Origin of the sequence: Streptomyces sp. NPDC058291 (genome assembly GCF_042880855.1) — a bacterium.
GTDB lineage: Bacteria > Actinomycetota > Actinomycetes > Streptomycetales > Streptomycetaceae > Streptomyces.
This window is the reverse complement of record NZ_JBHVYK010000029.1, coordinates 34,056-55,276: the sequence shown is the minus strand read 5'-3', so window position 1 is coordinate 55,276 and position 21,221 is coordinate 34,056. Positions and strand designations below refer to the sequence as shown.

The window sequence follows — 21,221 nt, the reverse complement described above, 5'->3', positions numbered from 1 at the left end:
GCCACGCGCCTTTCTGTCGTGGCCACGTGCCTTCTGCCGTGGCGACGCGCCCTTCTGCCGTGGCCACATGTGCTGCCGCCGTGGCAACGGGGCTTCTAGCGTTCCCCCGGGAGCAGGTCGTGCTCCTCCGACAGGCCGGGCCAGTCGTCGGGGCCGCCGCCCTGCCAGTCGATGAGGTCGCTCTCCTCCACCTCGATCCGGTCCAGGTCGGCCAGACGCAGGATCTCCACGACGTCGTCGAGGTGGGAGGCGACCCCGAGGACCGCGTCACCCGAGGTGACCCGGCGGGAACCGTCCAGCGCCGGGGGATGGACCACGATGTGCTCAGCTCGCGTCGGATCGGCCATGCCCCCAGCCTCCTGCGGACGGGCCTCGTCCGCACCTCGGAACGCGTGCGGCTCCCGCCGTCGGTGGGGCCGACGGGGGAGCGCTGCGAGGGTCGTGGCCGTCCGACGGCGCGAGGCTGGGCGCGACAGGACGTTCGCGCCGCCGGACGGGCTCGGTGGGGCGGGGACCGCGGCGGGTACGACGGAACCGGGCGCGCCTTCCCGCAGGTCGAGATGGGCGGCTCGGGTCCTTCACCACCGCACCGGCTCACACGCCGCCGCGGTCCTCACCGGACCCGCACTCCTCGGATCGGCCACCCCTCATCCGGGCCGTCCCTGTGGTGCGGGCCGCTTGTGCGGTCGAAACCGCTTGCGAAACAGAAAGCCGCCGAAAGCCGTTTCCGGCGGTTGAAGAAGTTCCGCCGCTGCTGCTGTTTCCGGGCTTCTTGGGTTCCGGGCGGCGTCGTCGCCTGGGCGCGACGAAATGGTGTCGGCGACGCCGCCGCCCGGAAGTCTGGGAGGGCGCGGGTCAGACGTGCGCGCCGGAGAGCCGCTCCACGGCCCGCAGCAGTGCCGAGTGATCCAGCCCGCCGTCACCCTGCGCGCGCAGGCTCGCGACCAGCTGGGCGACCACCGCGCCGACGGGCAGGGCCGCGCCGACGTTGCGGGCGGCGTCCGTGACGATGCCCATGTCCTTGTGGTGCAGGTCGATGCGGAAGCCGGGCTCGAAGTCGCGGGTGAGGAAGTTGTCCCTCTTGCGCGTTAGCACGGTGGAGCCGGCGAGACCGCCGTTCAGGACGTCCAGCGCCGCCTTCAGGTGCACGCCCGACTTCTCCAGGAAGACCACGGCCTCGGCGCACGCCTGGATGTTCACGGCGACGATCAACTGGTTGGCCGCCTTCACGGTCTGCCCCGAACCGTGCGGACCGCACAGGACGACGGTCCTGCCGAGGGCGTCGAAGATCGGCTCGGCCCGGTCGAAGTCGGCCTGGTCGCCGCCGACCATGATGGACAGCACGGCCTCGATCGCGCCGGCCTCACCGCCGGACACCGGGGCGTCCAGCACCCGGATGCCGCGGTCCGCCGCCGCCCTCGCCAGGTCGACCGAGGTCTGCGGGGTGATGGAGGACATGTCGATCAGCAGCGCGCCGGGCCTCGCGTTCTCGAGGATGCCGTCGGGGCCGTAGGCGATCGCCTCGACCTGGGGGGAGGCGGGCACCATGGTGATCACGACGTCGGCGTCCCGCACGGCGTCCGCGACGGAGGCCGCCGGGGTGCCGCCGGCGGCGCTGAGGCGGTCCAGCTTGTCCTGCTCCAGGGTGAAGCCGGTGACGTCGTAGCCCGCCTTGATCAGGTTCTCGGACATCGGGGAGCCCATGATGCCGAGGCCTATCCAGGCGACCTTGGGGAGACTGCTCATGTCGGGATGCCTCTCGGTGCGGGGGTGTGGTCAGCGGGCTTCACGGGCGGCGTCGGCTTCACCGGCGCCGCGGGGTCCACGGACGGCGCGGGCTTCGCGGGGCAGCCATGCGAAGGACTCGGCGCTGGGCCGGTCGCCCGGCTTGTACTCCAGGCCGACCCAGCCGTCGTAACCCGCCTTCGCGAGCAGATCGAGGAGATCCTCCAGCGGGAGCGTTCCCGTGCCCGGGGCGCCGCGGCCCGGGTTGTCGGCGATCTGCACATGGCCGGTCTTCGAGGCGTGGCGCTCGATCACCGACGGCAGGTCCTCGCCGTTCATGGACAGGTGGTAGAGGTCCATCAGGAACCACGCGTTGCCCAGTCCGGTCGCCGCGTTGACCTTGTCGACGATCCCGACCGCGGCGGGCGCGCTCACCAGGGGGTACAGCGGCGACTCGGGCCGGTTCAGCGCCTCGATCAGCAAAATGGCGCCGATCCGATGGGCGGCACGGGCCGCGAGGACCAGGTTCTCCAGCGCGAGCGCGTCCTGCTCGGCCGGGTCGACGCCCTCGACGCGGTTGCCGTAGAGGGCGTTGAGGGCCCGGCAGCCGACGGACCGGGCGAAGTCGGCGGCCACGTCGATGTTGGCGCGGAACCGCTCGGACTCCTCGCCGGGCACCGACAGGGCGCCGCGGTCCGGGCCCGGTAGTCGGCCCGCGTAGAAGTTGAGGCCGGTGAGCTGCACGCCCGCGTCGTCGATCGCCCGCTTGAGGGCGTCGAGCTCGGACGGTTCGGGGGTGGGGGAGTCGATCCAGGGCCACCACAGCTCGACCGCGCCGAAACCGGCCGCGGCGGCAGCCGCGGGGCGTTCCAGGAGCGGGAGCTCCGTGAAGAGGATCGACAGGTTGACGTTGAAGCGCCGGTCTTCGAATCCCATGGGGTTTCCGCGCTCCCTTCCCTGGCAAGTTTCCATAATGCGGAAGTTAGTTTCTGCTTATTGGAAGATTGCCGCCGAGGGTCAGGACTTGTCAAGGGGGGTGCGGCGCCCTTGGCCGCCGCCCGCCGCCCCGGCCTCCGAGGCCTTGCCGGTCCCAGCCGTCGCCCGGTCGTCGCCGTGTCGCCGTCCCGCTGCTGCCCCACCGCTGCCTCGCCGCCGCCCCGGCCTCCCAGGCGTTGCCGGTCCCAGCCGTCGCCCGGTCGTCGCCGTGTCGCCGTCTCACTGCTGCCCCACCGCTGCCTCGGCGCCGCTCGCCGCTCCGGCCTCCGAGGCCTTGCCGGTCCCAGTTGTCGCCCGGTTGTCGCCCGGTCGTCGCCGTGTCGCCGTCCCACTGCTGCCCACCGCTGCCTCGCCGCTGCCCGCCGCGGTCGCACCGGCGGCCCGTCGCCGTCGTGTCGTCGTCCCGCCCGCTGAGACGCCGGAATCCCGCTCGTCCTGTCCGGTCGAGGGGGAATCCGGACTCCCGCGTGATCGCCCGTCCCGTCCGTTAAGGTCGGGGTCCGGGCGTCGACGGCCGGACCCGTTCAGGAAGGTGTGGGCGCGATGCGACTGAAAGTGGAGTTCACCACCGAGCCCTTCGACCTCGACGAGGCGCCCGCGCACGCGCTGGTCGCCCGCGAGGTGATCGAGGCGGCCGACCTGGACGCGGTGGACGTCGGCCCCTTCGGCAACACCGTCGAGGGCGCCGCCGACGCGGTGCTCGCCGCCGTGGACGCCCTGCTGCGCAAGTCCCTCGGGGCGGGCGCCACCCGTATCTCGCTCCAGGTCAACGTCGTCGGGGAGAGCCGGTGAGCGCCGGCGGCGACGCGGCTTTCATCGCGGCCGTGAAGCCGCTGGTCGACGCCATGGGCGGCGAGATGCTCCCGCCGGACGAGGCCGGCGCCGAGGACGTCGTCCTGACCTGGGAGGGCGTGGAGTCCGTCGCGGTGCGGCTGCCGCAGCTCGCCGACTCCCTCGATCACATCCTGGCCGCCATGGAGCGCAGGAAGGGCAGACCCCTGGCCGACCTGGAACGCAAGGAGAAGCAGGAGGTCGTGCGGATACTGGAGGCGCGGGGCGCCTTCTCCGTGCGGCACGGCGTGGAGACCGTGGCGAGCGCGCTCGGGGTGAGCCGCTTCACGGTCTACAACTACCTCAACCGGGAGAAGGACGCCTGACCGGTGGCCGGTCGGCGCGTGCCGCTCGACCGGCCGTGCGCCCCACGGGCGCGGACCTGACCGCGGCTTCGGCCGCGGCTCGGCTCCGCACGGTGCCACGCCCCGGCCGCAGGAAATCTTTCAACAAAGTGTTGACGTGGCGTCGCGTGGGGGCGTTAGCTGGCCGCAGTCCGCTCAGGCACGAAGGCCGCGCTTCACGGCCACGGAGGCTCCCGTGACTTCGACTTCCCCGCTTCCGGGCCTGGCCCGGTTCAACGACCTCGAGGAGTCCGCGGCCCGCGCCGCGCTCCGCGAGGCGTGCGCCTCCACGGCGTGGGCGAGCCGGCTGCTCGCGGCTCGCCCCTACACCTGTGTCGACGACCTGTACGAGGTCAGCGACGCGGCCCTGGCCGAACTCACCGCCGCCGACCTGGCGGAGGCGATGGCCGGCCACCCGCCGATCGGCCGCCCGAAACCCGGCGACCCGGCCTCGGCGCGCGAGCAGCGCGGCATGGCCGGCGCCTCCGAACAGCTCAAGGCGCAGATGCTGGAACTGAACCTGGCCTACCAGGAGAAGTTCGGCCACGTCTTCCTGATCTGCGCCACCGGTCGCACCGGGGAGCAGATGCGCGACGCGGTCAAGGAGCGGATCGGCAACGCGCCGGAACGGGAACGGGAGATCGTCCGCGCCGAACTGGGCAAGATCAACCGTATCCGCCTCGCCCGACTCGTCGAAGAGGACTGACACCCGCCATGAGCACCAGCACCACCGCATCGGTGTCCACCCACATCCTGGACACCTCCGTCGGCCGCCCCGCCGAGGGCGTCGCCGTCCGGCTCGCGGCCCGCGGCGGCCGGGAAGCCGACTGGCAGGCGCTCGGCGGCTCCGCGACCGACGCCGACGGCCGGTGCAAGGACCTGCCGGCGCTGCCGGAGGGGGCCACCCACGTACGGCTCGACTTCGCCGTGGAGGCCTATTTCGAGCACCGTGAGAACAAGCGAGCCGATGCGCAGCAGGACGCCCCCGCGAATCGGGACAGCGGTGCCGGCGGGGTGTTCTTCCCGGAGGTGGCGATCACGTTCGCCGTCGTGCCGGGCGAGCACTACCACGTACCGCTGCTGCTCAACCCGTTCGGCTACTCCGTATACCGAGGGAGCTAGCAGACACATGACCGACACCTCACGCCCCGCCCGCCCGGTGCTGCTCGGGCAGAACCAGTACGGCAAGGCCGAGAACCGGGTCGTCCGGATCACGCGGGACGGCGACACCCACCACATCAAGGACCTCAGCGTGTCCGTCGCGCTCAGCGGCGACATGGACGACGTCCACTACTCCGGCTCCAACGCCAACGTCCTGCCGACCGACACCACCAAGAACACGGTGTACGCGTTCGCCAAGGAGTACGGCATCGAGTCGGCAGAGCAGTTCGGCATACACCTCGCCCGTCACTTCGTGACCTCGCAGGACCCCATCAGGACCGCGCGGATCCGGGTCGAGGAATACGCCTGGGAGCGGATCGCGACACCCGGCCCGGACGAGCACTCGTTCGTCCGCCGGGGCCAGGAGACCCGCCTGACCCAGGTCACGTACGACGGCACGTCCTGGGAGGTCGTCTCCGGGCTCAAGGACCTCACGGTCATGAACTCGACGAACTCCGAGTTCTGGGGGTACGTCAAGGACGAGTACACGACCCTGCCCGAGGCGCACGACCGGATCCTGGCGACCGAGGTGGCCGCGCGCTGGCGCTTCAACTGGTCCGACGACGCGCAGGAGGCGCCCGACTGGGACGAGTCCTACGCCCAGGTGAAGCAGCACATGCTGCTGGCCTTCGCCGAGACGTACTCGCTCTCCCTGCAGCAGACCCTCTACGCGATGGGCGCGCGGATCGTCGACCACCGGGCCGAGATCGACGAGGTGCGCTTCTCGCTCCCCAACAAGCACCACTTCCTCGTCGACCTGAAGCCGTTCGGGCTGAAGAACGACAACGAGGTCTACTTCGCCGCCGACCGCCCGTACGGCCTGATCGAGGGCACCGTCCTGCGGGACGGCTGCCAGGCGCGGATACCGGTGGACCTCACCAACCTCTGACGGTCCCCGCTCCACCCCTCTTTCGGCACCCGTGGCCGGGGCCCGCGCCCCCGGCCACGGCACTCACAACCTCCCGGGTCCTGCCGTGCCCGCTCCAGCTGAGTCCACCGAGGGAAAAGGACGACACCATGGCCGCAGACCGGCGCATCGTCATCGAGAACTGCGCGATAGCGACCGTCGACGCCCAGGACACCGAGCACGCGAACGGACACGTCGTCCTCGCGGGCAACCGCATCGAGTCGCTCGGCCCGGGCCCCGCCCCCCAGGGGCTGGAGAACGTCGAGCGCCGCATCGACGCCGCCGGGCACCTGGTCACCCCCGGCCTGGTCAACACCCACCACCACTTCTACCAGTGGATCACCCGGGGCCTGGCCACCGACCACAACCTCTTCGACTGGCTCGTCGCCCTCTACCCGACCTGGGCGCGCATCGACGAGGAGATGGTCCGCGCGGCCGCCGAGGGATCCCTGGCGATGATGGCCCGCGGTGGCGTCACCACCGCCATGGACCACCACTACGTCTTCCCGCGGGGCTCCGGCGACCTGTCCGGCGCGATCATCGGCGCCGCTCGCGACATGGGGGTGCGCTTCACCCTCGCCCGCGGTTCCATGGACCGCAGCGAGAAGGACGGCGGCCTGCCCCCGGACTTCGCGGTCGAGACCCTCGACGGCGCCCTCGCCGCCACCGAGGAGACCGTCCACCGGCACCACGACGCCGCCTTCGACGCGATGACCCAGGTCGCCGTCGCCCCCTGCTCGCCGTTCTCGGTCTCCACCGAACTGCTCCGCCAGGGAGCCGAGTTGGCCCGCCGGCTCGGCGTACGGCTGCACACCCACGGCTCGGAGACCGTCGAGGAGGAGAAGTTCTGCCACGAGCTGTTCGGCATGGGCCCGACCGACTACTTCGAGTCCACCGGCTGGCTCGGCGAGGACGTGTGGATGGCGCACTGCGTCCACATGAACGACTCCGACATCGAGGCGTTCGCCCGCACCAGGACGGGCGTCGCCCACTGCCCGTCGTCCAACGCGCGGCTGGCCGCCGGCATCGCCCGGGTTCCCGACATGCTGGCGGCCGGCGTCCCGGTCGGCCTCGGCGTCGACGGCACGGCGTCCAACGAGTCCGGCGAACTGCACACCGAACTGCGCAACGCCCTGCTCATGAACCGCCTCGGCGCCCACCGGGAAGCCGCCCTGAACGCCCGTCAGGCGCTGCGGCTGGGCACCTTCGGCGGAGCCCAGGTCCTCGGCCGGGCCCGGGAGATCGGCTCCCTGGAACCGGGCAAGCTGGCCGACCTGGTGCTGTGGAGGCTGGACACCCTCGCTCACGCCTCGATCGCCGACCCGGTGACCGCGCTCGTCTTCGGCGCGGCCGCCCCGGTCACCGCCTCGTTCGTGAATGGTCGTCAGATCGTCGAGCAGGGACGGCTGTTGCACGTCGACGAGGACGCCGTCGCCCGCTCGACCCGCACGCAGGCCCAGCGGCTGGCGCGGATCGCCGCGCAGGGCTGAGCGGGCCCCGGAACTCCGGACCAGGGGGACGGCCCTGGCCCGGACGCCGTGACCGGGGCGCGCGTCACCGCGCGCCCCGGAACCGGATCCCGCCGTCCTGGTCCCCGGTCCCTCCCCCTCTCGGCCCGCCCGGGCAGGGGACCCCCATGACCGCCGCACCACCTCCCTGACACCCACGCCGGAGCCGGCGTGCCACCGACCGCACCGGGCCGGAGACGATCAGCGTGCCCGGCCAGGCCGAGGTCCTCGCCCGCCTCCTGGGCCGTCCGGTGCCGATCCGTGACCTCGCCCCGGACGAGGTCCGCGCGCACGTCTTTCAGGGGTGGCAGGACGAGGCCGTCGCCGACGGCGTCGCGGCGGGCTCGTCCTTCGTCCGCCGGGGCGGCAACGCGGTCGTCACCGAGGACGTGCCCCGGCTGCTGGGCCGGCCGACACGCAGGAGGAGTGGGCGCGGGACCACCGGGAGGCGTTCGGGGTGCAGTGAGGGAAGTGAGCGGGCCGGCCGCCGGAGAGCGCGGCGGGCGGGGAGCGGCGGGCGGCCGGAGGCGACGCTAGAGCCCGAACAGGCCGGTGTTCGAGGTCAGTTCCCTGAACACGTCCTGCGGGTTCGCCACCATGCGGCGTTCCGTCAGGTCCAGCAGCCCGCCGACGGCGGTCACTTCCGCCGCGACCGTGCCGTCCGCCTTGGTGAGGGTCTGCCGGATCCGGAACGTCTTGCCGCCGCTCCACTCGAAGACGCAGGAGACGTCGACCTCGTCCCCGGCGAGGAGTTCGCGCCGGTAGCGGATGGTGGTCTCCAGGGCGACCGGGCCCACGCCCTTGCCGATCAGGGCGGCCTGGCTGATGCCCGCCGCCTGCAGCAGGGACCAGCGGGCGTGCTCCGCGTAGTTGAGGTACACGCTCTGGTTGAGGTGTCCCTGCACGTCGGTCTCGTATCCGCGGACGGTGACCCGGACGGAAAACGGATCGCTCACGGTCTCCCCTTCTCCTCGACGAGCATCGGGTGCGGCGTTCCGGGCGCCGGTTTCTCGGACACCGGCGTTCGGGACGTCGGGATTCCGGACACCTGCGCTCCGGGCATCTGCGCTCCGGGCATCTGCGCTCCGGGCATCTGCGCTCCGGGCATCCATGCGCCGGGCGTCGATCTTGGCATGTTCCTCACGTCCGGCGCGGGGAAGCCAGCAGATAGCGGGCTCTCGTCCGGGGCTCGGTGTGCTCGCCGGCCTGCCAGCCCGCCTTCCCCAGTGTCGCCGCGCAGGCCCGCAGCGTCGCGTCGTCCGGCCCGTGCACGGCGACCGCCTCCGGCTGCGGGGTCGCCCGCACCCGGTAGCCGTCGGCGCCCGAAGGTCCGGCGGGGCGGTGGCCGGCCGCCTCCAGGGCGAGGGCGGCGGCCCGCACGAGATGCGCGCGCTCCCAGCCGCAGGGCCGGTCCGTCCCGCCGTCCGGGTTGGTCATCCGGCGCAGCTCCAGCAGTCCCTGCCAGGCGCTGTGCACCTCGCGGAGCCTGGCGGGGCCGGCCGCCCCGGCGGCCTCCTCGCCGCCGTCGCGGGCGGCGTACACCCCGCTGTCCGCGTCGGCCGCCGCGGCCTGCGCCGCCCCGGCCTTCGCCCGCGGCGCCCCGGCCGGCGGCTCGGGCGCGGCCTCCCGGACGCGGTGGCCCGCCGGCGTCAGGAAGTGGTCGTGCGGCGGCCGGGGGTGCCGGAACGCGAGCCCGTGCCGGACCAGGGCCGCGAGCTGCGCCTGCGTGCCCCGCAGCCGACCGGAGACCGGATCGGCGGCGTCGATCACCCGCCGCTGCGCGGCGGTCGGCGGTCGTGTCACGGCGTGCTCCCTCCCGGCGTCGGATCTGTGTCCCGGTGCGTCCGAGGCTACGACGGGGGTGTGACATTCCAGGAGGCGATCACCGGCCGCCCGTGTTCGGTGCCGAGCCGGCACAGCGTCCCCGTCGCCAGCTGGAACAGAGCCCCCGCCGACGGGGGCAGTCCGAGCCTGCGGGCGGTGAGCACCCGCAGGAAGTGCCCGTGCGCCACCAGCACCACGCACCCCTCGGTGTCGGCGTGCGCCGCGTCGACCCTGGCCAGCACCCGGTCGGCCCGCTCCCCGACCTGCTCGGGCGTCTCCCCCGGGTGCTGGGGCGGGCCGGGGGCGACCCCGTCGGCGAACAGGAACCAGTCCGGCCTGGTGCGCTGGATCTCGGGGGTCGTGACGCCCTCGTAGCCGCCGTAGTCCCACTCGCGCAGGTCCGGGTCGAGCCGGAACCCGTGCAGCCCGATCAGCTCCGCCGTCTCCCGCGCCCGCTGCAGCGGGCTGACGAGCGCGGCCCCGATCCGGTGCGAGCGGATCAGCGGCGCGAGCGCGCGGGCCTGTGCGCGGCCGCGGTCGGTCAGCGGTACGTCCGTCGATCCGGTGTGCCGTCCGGTACGCGACCAGGAGGTCTCGCCGTGCCGGACCAGGAAGAGATCACCCATGGGCACAGGCTGGCACAGCCGGCGGGCGCTACTGCCGGTACCCGCTGAGGAATCGGCCGATCCGCCCGATCGCCGCCTCCAGGTCGTCCGCGTGCGGCAGGGTGAGGATGCGGAAGTGGTCCGGGGTCGGCCAGTTGAAGCCGGTGCCCTGGACGACCTGGATCTTCTCCCTCAGGAGCAGGTCCAGGACGAACCTCTCGTCGTCGTGGATCTTGTGGACCTTGGGGTCGAGGCGGGGGAACGCGTACAGGGAGCCCTTCGGCTTCACGCAGGACACGCCGGGGATCTCGTTGAGCTTCTCCCAGGCCACCGTGCGCTGCTCGTGCAGACGGCCGCCGGGCGCGGTCAGCTCGTGGATGGACTGGCGGCCGCCGAGCGCGGCCTGGATGGCGTACTGCGCGGGCGCGTTGGCGCACAGCCGCATGGAGGCCAGCATGGTGAGGCCTTCCAGGTAGTTCCTCGCGTGCTGCTTGGGGCCGGTCACCACCAGCCAGCCCGAGCGGAAGCCCGCCACCCGGTAGGTCTTGGACAGGCCGCAGAAGGTCAGGACGACCAGGTCGGGGGCGAGCGCGGCGACCGAGTGGTGCACGGCGTCGTCGTACAGGATCCGGTCGTAGATCTCGTCGGCGAAGACCATCAGGCCGTGTCGGCGGGCGAGGTCGAGGATGCCCTCGATGATCTCCTTCGGGTAGACCGCGCCGGTGGGGTTGTTCGGGTTGATGATGACCACGGCCTTGGTGCGGTCCGTGATCTTCGACGCCATGTCGTCGAGGTCGGGGTACCAGTCGGCCTGCTCGTCGCAGAGGTAGTGGACCGCCTTGCCGCCGGCGAGGGTCGTGACGGCCGTCCAGAGGGGGAAGTCGGGGGCCGGGATGAGGATTTCGTCGCCGTCCTCGACCAGCGCCTGCACGGCCATCGAGATCAGCTCGGAGATGCCGTTGCCGAGGAAGACGTCGTCGACGCCGACCTCCAGGCCCAGCGTCTGGTAGCGCCCCGCCACCGCGCGGCGGGCCGAGAGGACGCCGCGCGAGTCGGTGTAGCCGTGCGCCTGGGGCAGCATGCGGATCATGTCCTGGAGGATCTCCTCCGGCGCCTCGAAGCCGAACAGCGCCGGGTTGCCGGTGTTCAGGCGCAGGACGCTGTGGCCCGCCGCCTCCAGCGCGTCGGCGTGCTCGATCACCGGGCCGCGGATCTCGTAACAGACCTCGCTCAGCTTGTTCGACTGCCGGAACTCCATGCGCGCTCGCCCCTCCGGTTGATGTGTTGCTTGGTTTTACCAAGTTCAAGCTTGGAAAGTCCAATGACATGTCTAGACTGCGTGCCATGTCACCTCGCCGAAGCTACGATCAGTACTGTTCCGCCGCCCGCGCCCTCGACGTCGTCGGCGACCGCTGGACCCTGCTGATCGTCCGGGAGCTGCTCGCCGGCCCGCGTCGCTACACCGACCTGCACGCCGACCTGCCGGGCGTGAGCACGGACGTACTCGCCTCGCGGCTGCGGGACATGGAGCGCGACGGGCTGACCGGCAGGCGCCGGCTGCCCCCGCCGGGCGCGGCCTATGTGTACGAACTCACCTCTCGCGGACGGGGGTTGCTGCCCGTGCTGCAGGCGCTCGGGGCGTGGGGCGAGGGCGAGCTGGGCGAGCGGCGGCCCACCGACGCGCTGCGCGCGCACTGGTTCGCGCTGCCCCTGGCGCGCGCTCTGCGGGGCGAGGGCGTCGTCGAAGTGCGCCTGGACGAGGGCGACTTCCACCTGTTCGTCGGTGCGCAGGACGGCCCGGTGTACGGCTACGGTCCCGCGCCCGTGGAGCCCGACGCGCGGCTCGACCTCGACACGGACACCTGTACGGCCGTCGCGCAGGGGGCGCTGACGGTCCTCGAGGCGGTGCGCGCCGGGCGGATCGGGGTGAGCGGCGACGGCGCCCTGGCCAAGGAGCTGCGGTAGGCCTGAGAGCCGAGCAGGTGACAGCCGATCGCCCGGGAGCCGGGCGATAAAGGGCCGGGCGATCGAGGGCCGGAGGGACGCGGGCCGGAGGGACGCGGGCCGGAGGTGGCGAAGGGCCCGCCGCGCCGCGACCGCGGTGCTGTGGCGGGCCCTCGTCGGTGGTCCGAACGCATCGGTGACGATGCGTCAGAATCCGTTCGTGCAGTCTCTTTTCAGGCGGCCGGCGGGACGTGCCGCGGCCGTCCCGACCCCCGCGTCAGCGTGTAGCCGCCGATGCCGGCGAGGGCGGCCAGGACGGCGCCGATCCCGGTCCACACCCAGCGGTCGGACCACCAGCCGGACGACCAGCCGTCGTCGGGCTCGATGTCCGACAGGACGGCCGTGGCCGACGAGTCGTCCTTGTCGCCCTCCGCGGCCTTCGACCCGGCCGCCGTGCCGGGCACCAGCGGCACGGCCAGCGAACCGTCCACGGCCGCGGACCCGCCGATGTCCTCGGAGTCCACCCGCAGCCGGGCGTCGATCGGCAGGCCCAGGTCGGCCGCCGTGAGCCCGAGGGCGGTCAGACGGACGTAGTACGTGCCCGGCAGCGGATCGTTGGCCCACGGCTCCGACCAGGCGCGCACCGTGCGCAGGACGCAGGACAGCTCGACGGAGGCGGCGCCCGCGACGGCGGTGCGCGTCTGGGCGCCGTACTGGCAGGCCTGACGGCGCCGCAGTCCGTCGTACACGTCGACCTGCCAGGTCTGCGCGGTGTGGGACTGCGGCAGCTTCACCGTCGCCTTGACGGTGGGGCGCTGGCCCGAGTCCGCCGGGAACGACCAGTACAGGTAGTCGCCCGCGGAACCGCTCGCGGTGGCCGGCTGCCCCTGGTCGACCTCCGTCGCCGTACGGAACGACGTGCCGGCCTCGGTGGGCGCGGAGCCGTCGCCCGAAGGGCTCGCCGAGGGGGTGGAGTCGGCCGCGGCCGGCGCGACCGCCGGGCCGAGCGCCAGCCCGACCGTCAGTCCGAGCGCCGGCAGGGCGCCGCTCAACACATGGGTGATCCGCATCAGTTGGTCCTCCAGACCGCGATCCGCCAGCGGGACAGCCAGCCCCACAGCACACCCGCCACGAAGCCGAACAGCACCAGGGCTCCCAGCAGCCACCAGCCGCGCCCGAGGCCGAAGGAGGCCACGTCGCTCGCCGGCGAGGGACCGTCGACCACGTCCACGGTCAGCTCCAGCGGCATGCCCGGCGTGGTCTTCACGCCGGCGGCCGCCGAGTAGGAGTTGGTCACCTGCACGCACACCGTCTCGGCTGGGGGAGCCTCGTCGTCGTTGTCCGCCTTCGGGTAGCGCAGACCGGTGGAGACGACGTCGGTGCGGCCGGTCCCGGTCGCCTCGCCGCGCACGATCTCCCGGCCGTGCACGGTGACCGCCCGCAGCAGCACCCCGTAGTCGGGGTTCACGGCCCGGTCCGCCGACACGCTCACCGAGGCGCGCAGTTCCTGGCCCGGCTCGACGTCGACCCGGTACCAGCGCTGCTGGCCGAACCCCTCGCGGTCGGTGTACAGACCCGACTTCAGCGTGGGGGCCTTGGCGCAGGAGGCCCCGCCTTCGGTGGCCACCGGCGTGACCACGGGGTCCGCCGCGCGGTCCACCAACTGGTTGACGCGGTCGGTGAGCTGCTCGGTGTGCTCGACCGACGTGTACGTGCCGCCGGTCGCCTCGGCGATGCAGCTGAGCTGCCGGCGCATCGTGACGCTGGGCACCAGACCGAGGGTGTCGATGGTCAGGCCGATGCCCTTGGCCGCTATCTCACGGGCCACCTCGCACGGGTCGAGCGGAGCGCAGGTGTCCTCGCCGTCGCTGATCAGCACGATCCGCTTGGAGCCGGTGCCGCCGTCGAGGTCGTCGGCCGCCTTCAGCAGTGCGGGACCGATGGGGGTCCAGCCGGTGGGGGACAGGGTGGCGACCGCCGTCTTGGCCTCGGTGCGGTCCAGCGGGCCGACCGGGTAGAGCTGCGCGGTGTCCTTGCAGCCCGTCTTGCGGTCGTCGCCCGGGTAGCCGGCGCCCAGGGTGCGGATGCCGAGCAGGACGTTCTCCGGGGTCGCGTCCAGCACCTCGTTGAACGCCTGCTTGGCCGCGGCCATCCGCGTCCCGCCGTCCATGTCCTTCGTCCGCATCGAACCGCTGACGTCGAGGACCAGGTCGACCTTGGGCGCGGTGGCGGTGGTCTCGTCGGCGACCGCCCCGGCCGGGAACGCGAGCCCGGCCGTGAGCGCGGCGAGCAGGGCGCAGACGCCCGCCGCCAGCCGTTGTGTTCTGATCATCGGCGGATCCTATTGATCAGGAGCGCCCCGCCACAAAACGGGGTCAGCCCCCGTCCGCTCGCAGCGGGTTGGGCAGGAGCGCCCACTGGTCCGCCGACGTCCCCGGCGACAGCCGCATCAGCGTCAGCGCCTTCGCCGGCAGCGGCTCCTCGCACAGCGCCGCCAGGTCCGGGCCGCGCGGCAGGTCCCGTACCGCCGTCTCCAGAGCCGCGCGCAGGGCCGGGCCGCCGCCGGCCGTCGCGGCCAGCGCGCCCGCCACCAGGGAGCCGAACAGCTTGCGCCGCAGCGCCGTCGCGTCGTCCGTGCGGATCCGGGCGGGCAGGCCGTCGGGCAGCGGGACGCCGTGCCGGGCCAGCCGGTCCGCACTGACGCGGATGTCGGCCAGGTCGCGGTAGACCAGCCGCAGCGGGGCGCCCGACGCCGACAGCACGACCAGCAGGTTCTGCCCGTGCGCCTCCAACGCCACGCCCAGCTCCAGCAGCCGCAGCCCCACGCGCAGCGCGAGCCGCGCGAACTCCGCCAGCCAGTCGGGGGATCCGGGCAGCCCGGTCGCCGCGAGGGCCGCCACCGGCACCACGTGCTCGCCCGGCGCCCCGTACACGTCCGGCGACTCGCGCAGCACCGCCGCCAGGTCGGGGGAGTGGGCGGTGGCCGCGCCCAGAGCGCGGGTCAGGTGCAGCAGGCTGTCCGTGTGCGGCGTGAGGCTCTGCGCGAAGTCCGACAGGATCGCGGAGGCGGCGACGGAGCCGACGGAGATGTCCCGCACCGACGAGGTCAGCCGGGTGCTCAGCGCCGTCTTGACGTGCGGGCCCCCGGGCAGGGCGAGCGTGCGCAGCGACATCAGCGGACGGGCTTGCACGCCCTGCGCGCAGGAGCGCTTGAGCACGTGCGCCGCCTGCCACGGATGCACCGGCACCAACAGGTGCCCGCTGTCCCGCAGTTGCTCCGGCCAGTCGCCCGACACCAGGCACTCGCCGGCCGGCACCGGCAGCAGGCCGAGCCGTACCGCCGGCCGGTGCTCCGGTGCGAACGCCAGCTGCTCGGCGACCGAGAAGCCGGGCCGGGAACGGCAGTTGGGGTGGTAGGGGTGTCCGTCGACGACCCGCTGCTCCCACTCCCAGTCCCGCACCGGCCACCGCGACGGGTCCGTCGCGGGCGCGTCGAGGGGCTCCTGCGCGGCCCGCGACAGCGCCAGCGAGGCGACGCTGTGACCGAGTTCGGCGGCGAAGCCCGAACCGTGCGGCACGGCCAGCGCCGTCATCAGGCGGACGGGGTCGTCGTAGGCCGTCCCGTCCAGCCGGATCTGCGTCACCTGGTCGGCGCACGCGTACGGATCCGAGCGCGGACCGTGCAGCCGGCGTCCGTCGCGCAGTCGCAGCGACTGTTCCTCCCGGCCCGCCGCGCCCGACTCCTCGCCCGGCCCGCCCGGCCCCTCCCGTCCGGCGATCCAGGGCAGCGGCTCATGGACCAGCGCGCGCCACAGCCGGGTCAGCACGGCCGCCCGGGCGCCCGGCAGCGCGGCCGCGAACCGCGGGCCGAGAGCGGGGCGCACGACGGCCAGTTCCTCGGCCAGCTCGGCCTCGGCGGTGGGGGGACGATGCACGGGTGGGCTCCTGGGGTACGGGTACGACGTCACGACAGGGGCGCGACGACAGCGATACTGATCTTCTCCGCCCGGAAGAACCGTAGGGAACCAGGGAACCAGTGGATCGCGTGGACCTCATCCCCCCGCCCGTCGGGGCCGCCCCCCTGGCCCAGGCAGCACCGCCTGTCGGGGCCGCACCGCCCGTCGCCGACGCACCGCGCGCCGGCGGCGTCGCCGGGCGCGCCGACGCCTACGCGGTCGCGCCGCTGCTCAACTGTCTGCTGCGGGAGGTGGCCGAACCGCTGCCGCCGGAGCCCTCGGACGACGGCCGCTTCCGCCACCGGCTGCCCGGCGGCCGTCTGCTGCGCGTGCGCGGGCGGCGCCGGCCCGCCGAGCCCGAGCTGTACGCGGCGGGCTCCTGGCGCCGCCTGGGCCACCGCGAGCTGGTCGAGCTGGTCGCCGAGACGCTGCGCCGGCGCACCGGAGTGGCCAACCCCGACCTTCCGGCCGAGATGACGGACAGCAGGGACACGGTCGCCGCGCTGCTCACCGCCCGGGCGGGCGCCGCCGCGCCGGCCGGCGGCTACCTGCGCTCCGAGCAGTCCCTGATCACCGGTCACCCCCATCACCCCGCGCCCAAGGCGCGTGGCGGCGGACCGGCCGCCGGCTGGCTGCCCTACGCCCCCGAGGCGCACGCCCGCTTCCCGCTCGTCCTGCTGGGGCTGCGCGAGGACACGGTCGTCGAGGAGGGGGACGTCTCGGCACTGGACGCCCTCGGCACGGCCCCGCCGGGATACCGGCTGCTGCCCGCCCACCCCTGGCAGCTCGACCTGGCCGGGCCGCGGCTCGCGCCCGCCTTCGCCGACGGCCGGCTGGTCCGGCTCGGCACGACCGGCTTCGAGGCCTGGCCGACGGCCGCCGTGCGCACCGTGTACGCGCCCGAACGCGACCTGTGCCTGAAGTTCAGCCTGGACGTGCGCATCACCAACGACGTCCGCCGGCTGTGGCGGCACGACCTGCTGCGTCTGCGGCGGACCGACGCGGCCGCGACCCGCGCCTTCGAGGCGATCGGCGGCCCGGCGGCCTGGCTGAGCGACCGCGGCTACCGCACCGCCGCCTTCGCCTTCGAGGAACTCGCCGTGCTGGTCCGCGACGGCCTGGACGGCCACCTCGCACCCGGCGCGACACCGCTGCTCGCGGCGGGCCTCGTGGAGGGCTTCGACGGCAGTCCGCTCGACGCCGTCCGGGACCCGGGCGCCTGGTGGGAGGCGTATCTGCGCACGGTCGTACCGCCCGCACTCGCGGCCTTCGCCGAGCACGGCGTCGTCCTGGAGGCGCACCTGCAGAACACCCTGGTCGCGGTCGACGCCGACGGCATGCCCGTGCAGGCGCTGTTCCGGGACGCCGAGGGCGTCAAGCTGCTGTCGGACGTCGAGCGGGCGGCCGGCTGGGAGCGGCTGGTGTACTGCCTGGTCGTGAACCATCTGTGGGAGCTGGCCGGGGCTCTGGCCGAGCGGCGCGCCGGGTTCGACCCGTGGCCCGCCGTGCGGCGGGAGCTGGCCCGTCACGACCTCCCCGAGATCGCCGCACTCCTGGCCTCGCCGACCCTGCCCGGCAAGACCAACCTGCTGCTGCGGTGGACGGGCGCGGACGGGGCCGACGCCCGCTATCTTCCGCTGCCCAGCCCGCTGGCCCGTCCCTGCTCTGAACTAGGCTGACCGGTGTGCTGCGCGATGTGACTGCTGTCCGCTACGTGACCCCGCTGAGGTCGGGCGGCTCCGTGCCCGCGGTCGTCGAGGCCGACGACCTCGGCACCTACGTCGTGAAGTTCACCGGTTCCGCGCAGGGCCGCAAGGCGCTGGTCGCCGAGGTGATCGTGGGCGAGCTGGCCCGCGCCCTGGGCCTGCGGTTCCCCGAGCTGGTGTTCGTGCACTTCGACCCGGCCATCGCCGACGACGAGCCGCACCAGGAGGTCCGCGACCTGCACGGCGCGAGCGCGGGCCTCAACCTCGGCATGGACTTCCTGCCGGGCGCGAAGGACTTCACCCCCGAGATCGCCGGCGAGTTCCCGGTGGATCCGCTGGAGGCCGGCCGGATCGTCTGGCTCGACGCCCTCACCGTGAACGTGGACCGCACGGTCCACAGCTCGAACCTGATGCTCTGGCCCACGTTCGGGACCGTGCCCCCGCGGCTGTGGCTGATCGACCACGGCGCGGCCCTCGTCTTCCACCACCGCTGGGACACGTCCGCACCCGGGAAGTCCTACGACTTCCGGCACCACGCGCTGGGCAGGTACGCGCCCGACGTGCGGGCGGCCGACGCGGAGCTGGCCGGCCGGGTGACGCTCGACCTGCTCCGGGAGATCACCGCGGCCGTCCCGGACGCGTGGCTGGCCGGCGGCGAGGAGGGCTTCGCGAGCCCGGACGCCGTCCGTGAGGCGTACGTCGGCTACCTCCACGCGCGCGTGCGCTCCTCGGCGGCCTGGCTGCCCACGGACTTCCCCGACCGGGACGAGCTCGCCGCCGAGGAGGCCGTCCGGGCGGCGAGGACACGGCGAGGACGGCCGGACTGGCTCAAGCGGGTCCCCGACCTGCACGGCAAGCCGGCCGCGGAACAGGATTGGTCGGTGCACCTGGGATGAGCGACCCGCGGCGCGTCGAGATCGAGTACTGCACCCGGTGCCGCTGGCTGCCGCGCGCCGCCTGGCTGGCGCAGGAACTGCTCACCACGTTCGAGACCGAACTGAGCGAGCTGTCCCTGAAGCCGGGCACCGGCGGCGTCTTCGTCGTCCGCGTGGGCGACGAGGTGGTCTGGGACCGGCGCGAGCAGGGCTTCCCCGAACCCACGGCCGTGAAGCAGGCCGTACGCGACCGAGTGGCCCCGGGGAAGTCGCTGGGCCACTCGGACCGGCCTGCCTCCTGACACCGCCGGGGTTCAGCCCCTGAGCTGCTCGTAGGCCGGCAGGGTGAGGAAGTCCGCGTAGGCCTCGTCGAGGGCGACGGTCAGCAGCAGGTCATGGGCCTGCTGCCAGTGGCCGGCCGCGAAGGCCTCCTCGCCGATCTCCTCGCGGATCGCGGCCAGTTCCTCCGTGGCGACCTTGCGGGCCAGCTCCGGCGTGGCCTTCAGGGCGCCGCCCTCGTGCTCGAACTCGACGCCGGCGTTGATCCACTGCCAGATCTGCGAGCGGGAGATCTCGGCGGTGGCCGCGTCCTCCATGAGGTTGAAGATGGCGACCGCGCCCAGGCCGCGCAGCCAGGCCTCGATGTACCGGATGCCCACCTGCACGGCGTTGACCAGGCCCGGGTAGGTCGGCCGGGCCTTCAGGGAGTCGACGGCGATCAGGTCGGCAGCCTCGACGCGGACGTCCTCGCGCAGGCGGTCCTTCTGGTGCGGTCTGTCGCCGAGGACCTTGTCGAAGGACTCCATGGCGATGGGCACCAGGTCGGGGTGGGCCACCCAGGAGCCGTCGAAGCCGTCGGCCGCCTCGCGGTCCTTGTCGGCGCGGACCTTCTCGAAGGCCACCTTGTTGACCTCCGCGTCCCGGCGGGAGGGGATGAAGGCCGCCATGCCGCCGATGGCGTGCGCGCCGCGCTTGTGGCAGGTGCGCACGAGCAGTTCGGTGTAGGCGCGCATGAACGGGGCGGTCATGGTGACCGCGTTGCGGTCCGGGAGGACGAACCTCGGCCCGCCGTCGCGGAAGTTCTTCACGATGGAGAACAGGTAGTCCCACCGGCCGGCGTTCAACCCGGAGGCGTGGTCGCGGAGTTCGTAGAGGATCTCCTCCATCTCGTACGCGGCCGTGATCGTCTCGATGAGAACGGTGGCGCGGACGGTGCCCTGCGGGATGCCGAGGTGGTCCTGCGCGAAGACGAACACGTCGTTCCAGAGGCGGGCCTCCAGGTGCGACTCGGTCTTCGGGAGGTAGAAGTAGGGGCCCTTGCCGAGGTCGAGCAGGCGCCGCGCGTTGTGGAAGAAGTACAGGCCGAAGTCGACGAGGGCGCCCGGGACCGCGACGCCGTCCGCGTCGGTGAGGTGGCGCTCGTTCAGGTGCCAGCCGCGCGGCCGCATGACGACGGTGGCGAGCTCGCCGTCGTCCTTGAGGGCGTACGACTTGCCGGACCCCGGGTCGGTGAAGTCGATGCTGCGGGTGTAGGCGTCGGACAGGTTGAGCTGACCGAGGACCACGTTCTCCCAGGTCGGCGCCGAGGCGTCCTCGAAGTCGGCGAGCCAGACGCGGGCGCCCGAGTTGAGCGCGTTGATCGTCATCTTGCGGTCGGTCGGGCCGGTGATCTCGACCCGGCGGTCCTCCAGGGCCGCGGGGGCCGGGGCGACCCGCCAGGAGTCGTCCGCGCGGATCGCGGCGGTCTCGGGGAGGAAGTCCAGCGTGCAGGTGCGGGCGATCTCGGCGCGCCGCTTCGCGCGCCGGGCGAGCAGCTCGTCACGGCGCGGGGTGAACCGCCGGTGCAGCTCGGCCACGAAGGCGAGCGCCTCCTCGGTGAGGACCTCCTGCTGCCGCGGCAGGGGCTCGGCGTCGACGGTGGCCAGCGGGGACGGCGCTGGTGCGGACATGAGCGGTCACTTCCTTCAGCGGTGGCACCGGGTGCCAGGCGAACCGGTTACGGCGAGCAGGGCCCCCTGGTGGGACCGCATCCTTCTGATCAGTGGATACTAGTTTCCTCATGGTGGAAGTTCAATGGTTTGTTGATGTCGAGATTCCGCGGATGGAGGCAAGGTCGCTCGCGGGTGGCGCTCAGTGCCAGGACGCTCACTCCAGGTACGTGAGATCGTCGGGCGTGTCGATGTCGAACGGCCGCGCCACGTCCGCGCACTCGACGAGCGTGACCGCCTCCGCGTGCTCCCGCAGATAGGCGCGCGCACCCCGGTCGCCGGTCGCGGTCGCCGCGACTCCCGCCCAGTGGGCGGCCCCGAGCAGGACGGGATGACCGCGCACGCCGTCGTAGGCGGCCGAGACGAGGGAGGACGCGTCGACCCGGGCGGCCAAAACCCGGCCCACCGCCTCCGGTCCGATGCCGGGCTGGTCGACGAGGCAGACCAGCGCGGCCCGCGCCCCCGTCCCCGCGAGCGACCCGAGCCCGGCCCGCAGGGACGTGCCCATGCCCTGCTCCCACTGCGGGTTCGTCACGATCACGCACCCGTCGAGCCGCGCCCGTTCCCGCACGAGGTCGGCCGCGGCGCCCAGCACCACGTGCACGCGCGCGCAGCCCGCCGCGCGCAGCACTCCCACCGCGTGCTCCACCAGCGGCCGCCCCCGGTGTGCGAGCAGCGCCTTGGGCCGCCCCCCGAGCCGTCGCCCCCCGCCCGCGGCGAGCAGCAGCCCGACGACCTGGTCCCCGCGCCGCTCTTCCTTGTCCGTCATGCCTCCTGCATACCTGACGGGGCGTCGACCACGCGGTCCGCCCGGGCTGAATTTCGGTACGCGCTGTGGCGCGCCGGGCGCC

The 21,221-nt window shown here is 73.3% G+C and carries 22 protein-coding genes; 10 read left to right on the top strand and 12 right to left on the bottom strand.

Going from position 1 to position 21,221, the window contains the following annotated elements; genetic code table 11:
* Positions 1 to 95: 95 nt before the first annotated feature.
* From ACFVYK_RS17265 to ACFVYK_RS17255, 3 genes are all read right to left on the bottom strand, one after another.
* The gene (locus ACFVYK_RS17265) at positions 96 to 347 is read right to left on the bottom strand and encodes a hypothetical protein (protein WP_389774347.1); all 252 of its coding nucleotides are present in this window, start codon (positions 345 to 347) and stop codon (positions 96 to 98) included.
* 508 nt (positions 348 to 855) lie between these two features.
* Positions 856 to 1,746 (bottom strand): 2-hydroxy-3-oxopropionate reductase, encoded by an 891-nt coding sequence (locus ACFVYK_RS17260; RefSeq protein WP_389774345.1) that lies wholly within the window; start codon positions 1,744 to 1,746, stop codon positions 856 to 858.
* A gap of 30 nt (positions 1,747 to 1,776) precedes the next feature.
* Entirely contained in the window at positions 1,777 to 2,661 is an 885-nt protein-coding gene (locus tag ACFVYK_RS17255) for a TIM barrel protein (protein WP_389774343.1), read from the bottom strand.
* A gap of 603 nt (positions 2,662 to 3,264) precedes the next feature.
* On the opposite strand from ACFVYK_RS17255, the gene ACFVYK_RS17250 reads away from it, so the two are divergent.
* The 6 genes from ACFVYK_RS17250 (at position 3,265) to ACFVYK_RS17225 (ending at position 7,454) form a co-directional block, all read left to right on the top strand.
* Positions 3,265 to 3,513, top strand: coding sequence for a thiamine-binding protein (locus ACFVYK_RS17250; protein WP_389774341.1), 249 nt, complete (start codon positions 3,265 to 3,267; stop codon positions 3,511 to 3,513).
* Positions 3,510 to 3,878: a helix-turn-helix domain-containing protein gene (locus tag ACFVYK_RS17245; protein ID WP_389774338.1), complete on the top strand. Its 369-nt coding sequence runs from the start codon at positions 3,510 to 3,512 to the stop codon at positions 3,876 to 3,878. The genes ACFVYK_RS17250 and ACFVYK_RS17245 overlap by 4 nt, the downstream gene beginning before the upstream one ends.
* A 214-nt stretch (positions 3,879 to 4,092) precedes the next feature.
* On the top strand, positions 4,093 to 4,602 hold the full coding sequence (gene uraD, locus ACFVYK_RS17240) for a 2-oxo-4-hydroxy-4-carboxy-5-ureidoimidazoline decarboxylase (protein ID WP_389774335.1): 510 nt from the start codon (positions 4,093 to 4,095) through the stop codon (positions 4,600 to 4,602).
* An 8-nt stretch (positions 4,603 to 4,610) separates the two neighbouring features.
* Positions 4,611 to 5,018: a hydroxyisourate hydrolase gene (uraH, locus tag ACFVYK_RS17235; RefSeq protein WP_389774332.1), complete on the top strand. Its 408-nt coding sequence runs from the start codon at positions 4,611 to 4,613 to the stop codon at positions 5,016 to 5,018.
* A 7-nt stretch (positions 5,019 to 5,025) separates the two neighbouring features.
* Positions 5,026 to 5,946, top strand: coding sequence for a factor-independent urate hydroxylase (pucL, locus tag ACFVYK_RS17230; RefSeq protein WP_389774329.1), 921 nt, complete (start codon positions 5,026 to 5,028; stop codon positions 5,944 to 5,946).
* 128 nt (positions 5,947 to 6,074) lie between these two features.
* Positions 6,075 to 7,454, top strand: a complete 1,380-nt coding sequence (locus tag ACFVYK_RS17225) for an 8-oxoguanine deaminase (protein ID WP_389774327.1) — start codon at positions 6,075 to 6,077, stop codon at positions 7,452 to 7,454.
* Positions 7,455 to 8,005: 551 nt separating this feature from the next.
* Here ACFVYK_RS17225 and ACFVYK_RS17220 read toward each other — a convergent pair.
* The 4 genes from ACFVYK_RS17220 to ACFVYK_RS17205 form a co-directional block, all read right to left on the bottom strand.
* Entirely contained in the window at positions 8,006 to 8,428 is a 423-nt protein-coding gene (locus ACFVYK_RS17220; protein WP_389774325.1) for an acyl-CoA thioesterase, read from the bottom strand.
* A 184-nt stretch (positions 8,429 to 8,612) separates the two neighbouring features.
* Positions 8,613 to 9,275: a hypothetical protein gene (locus tag ACFVYK_RS17215; RefSeq protein ID WP_389774323.1), complete on the bottom strand. Its 663-nt coding sequence runs from the start codon at positions 9,273 to 9,275 to the stop codon at positions 8,613 to 8,615.
* A gap of 47 nt (positions 9,276 to 9,322) precedes the next feature.
* Positions 9,323 to 9,922, bottom strand: a complete 600-nt coding sequence (locus ACFVYK_RS17210) for a histidine phosphatase family protein (RefSeq protein ID WP_389774320.1) — start codon at positions 9,920 to 9,922, stop codon at positions 9,323 to 9,325.
* Between the two features lie 28 nt (positions 9,923 to 9,950).
* Positions 9,951 to 11,159, bottom strand: coding sequence for a pyridoxal phosphate-dependent aminotransferase (locus ACFVYK_RS17205; protein ID WP_389774317.1), 1,209 nt, complete (start codon positions 11,157 to 11,159; stop codon positions 9,951 to 9,953).
* Positions 11,160 to 11,245: 86 nt separating this feature from the next.
* On the opposite strand from ACFVYK_RS17205, the gene ACFVYK_RS17200 reads away from it, so the two are divergent.
* The gene (locus ACFVYK_RS17200; RefSeq protein ID WP_389774314.1) at positions 11,246 to 11,866 is read left to right on the top strand and encodes a winged helix-turn-helix transcriptional regulator; all 621 of its coding nucleotides are present in this window, start codon (positions 11,246 to 11,248) and stop codon (positions 11,864 to 11,866) included.
* 212 nt (positions 11,867 to 12,078) lie between these two features.
* Here ACFVYK_RS17200 and ACFVYK_RS17195 read toward each other — a convergent pair whose 3' ends face one another.
* Genes ACFVYK_RS17195 through ACFVYK_RS17185 form a run of 3 tightly spaced genes read right to left on the bottom strand, consistent with a single transcriptional unit; the run spans position 12,079 to position 15,780 of the window.
* On the bottom strand, positions 12,079 to 12,915 hold the full coding sequence (locus tag ACFVYK_RS17195) for a hypothetical protein (protein ID WP_389774311.1): 837 nt from the start codon (positions 12,913 to 12,915) through the stop codon (positions 12,079 to 12,081).
* Positions 12,915 to 14,177: a VWA domain-containing protein gene (locus tag ACFVYK_RS17190; protein ID WP_389774308.1), complete on the bottom strand. Its 1,263-nt coding sequence runs from the start codon at positions 14,175 to 14,177 to the stop codon at positions 12,915 to 12,917. The genes ACFVYK_RS17195 and ACFVYK_RS17190 overlap by 1 nt, the downstream gene beginning before the upstream one ends.
* 43 nt (positions 14,178 to 14,220) lie before the next feature.
* A complete protein-coding gene (locus tag ACFVYK_RS17185; RefSeq protein WP_389774305.1) occupies positions 14,221 to 15,780 on the bottom strand; it encodes an IucA/IucC family protein in 1,560 nt (519 codons plus the stop codon).
* A gap of 101 nt (positions 15,781 to 15,881) precedes the next feature.
* On the opposite strand from ACFVYK_RS17185, the gene ACFVYK_RS17180 reads away from it, so the two are divergent.
* From ACFVYK_RS17180 to ACFVYK_RS17170, 3 genes are read left to right on the top strand one after another with little or no spacing between them, the layout of a single operon-like run.
* Positions 15,882 to 17,480, top strand: a complete 1,599-nt coding sequence (locus tag ACFVYK_RS17180; protein WP_389774303.1) for an IucA/IucC family protein — start codon at positions 15,882 to 15,884, stop codon at positions 17,478 to 17,480.
* Positions 17,481 to 17,485: 5 nt separating this feature from the next.
* Positions 17,486 to 18,403: a HipA family kinase gene (locus tag ACFVYK_RS17175; RefSeq protein WP_389774300.1), complete on the top strand. Its 918-nt coding sequence runs from the start codon at positions 17,486 to 17,488 to the stop codon at positions 18,401 to 18,403.
* Positions 18,400 to 18,684: a SelT/SelW/SelH family protein gene (locus ACFVYK_RS17170; RefSeq protein WP_389774297.1), complete on the top strand. Its 285-nt coding sequence runs from the start codon at positions 18,400 to 18,402 to the stop codon at positions 18,682 to 18,684. Before ACFVYK_RS17175 ends, ACFVYK_RS17170 begins: the two co-directional genes overlap by 4 nt.
* Positions 18,685 to 18,696: 12 nt before the next feature.
* On the opposite strand, the gene aceB is transcribed toward ACFVYK_RS17170, so the two are convergent.
* Positions 18,697 to 20,331: a malate synthase A gene (gene aceB, locus ACFVYK_RS17165; protein ID WP_389774295.1), complete on the bottom strand. Its 1,635-nt coding sequence runs from the start codon at positions 20,329 to 20,331 to the stop codon at positions 18,697 to 18,699.
* 196 nt (positions 20,332 to 20,527) lie between these two features.
* Entirely contained in the window at positions 20,528 to 21,139 is a 612-nt protein-coding gene (locus tag ACFVYK_RS17160) for an NTP transferase domain-containing protein (protein ID WP_389774292.1), read from the bottom strand.
* Between the last annotated feature and the right edge of the window lie 82 nt (positions 21,140 to 21,221).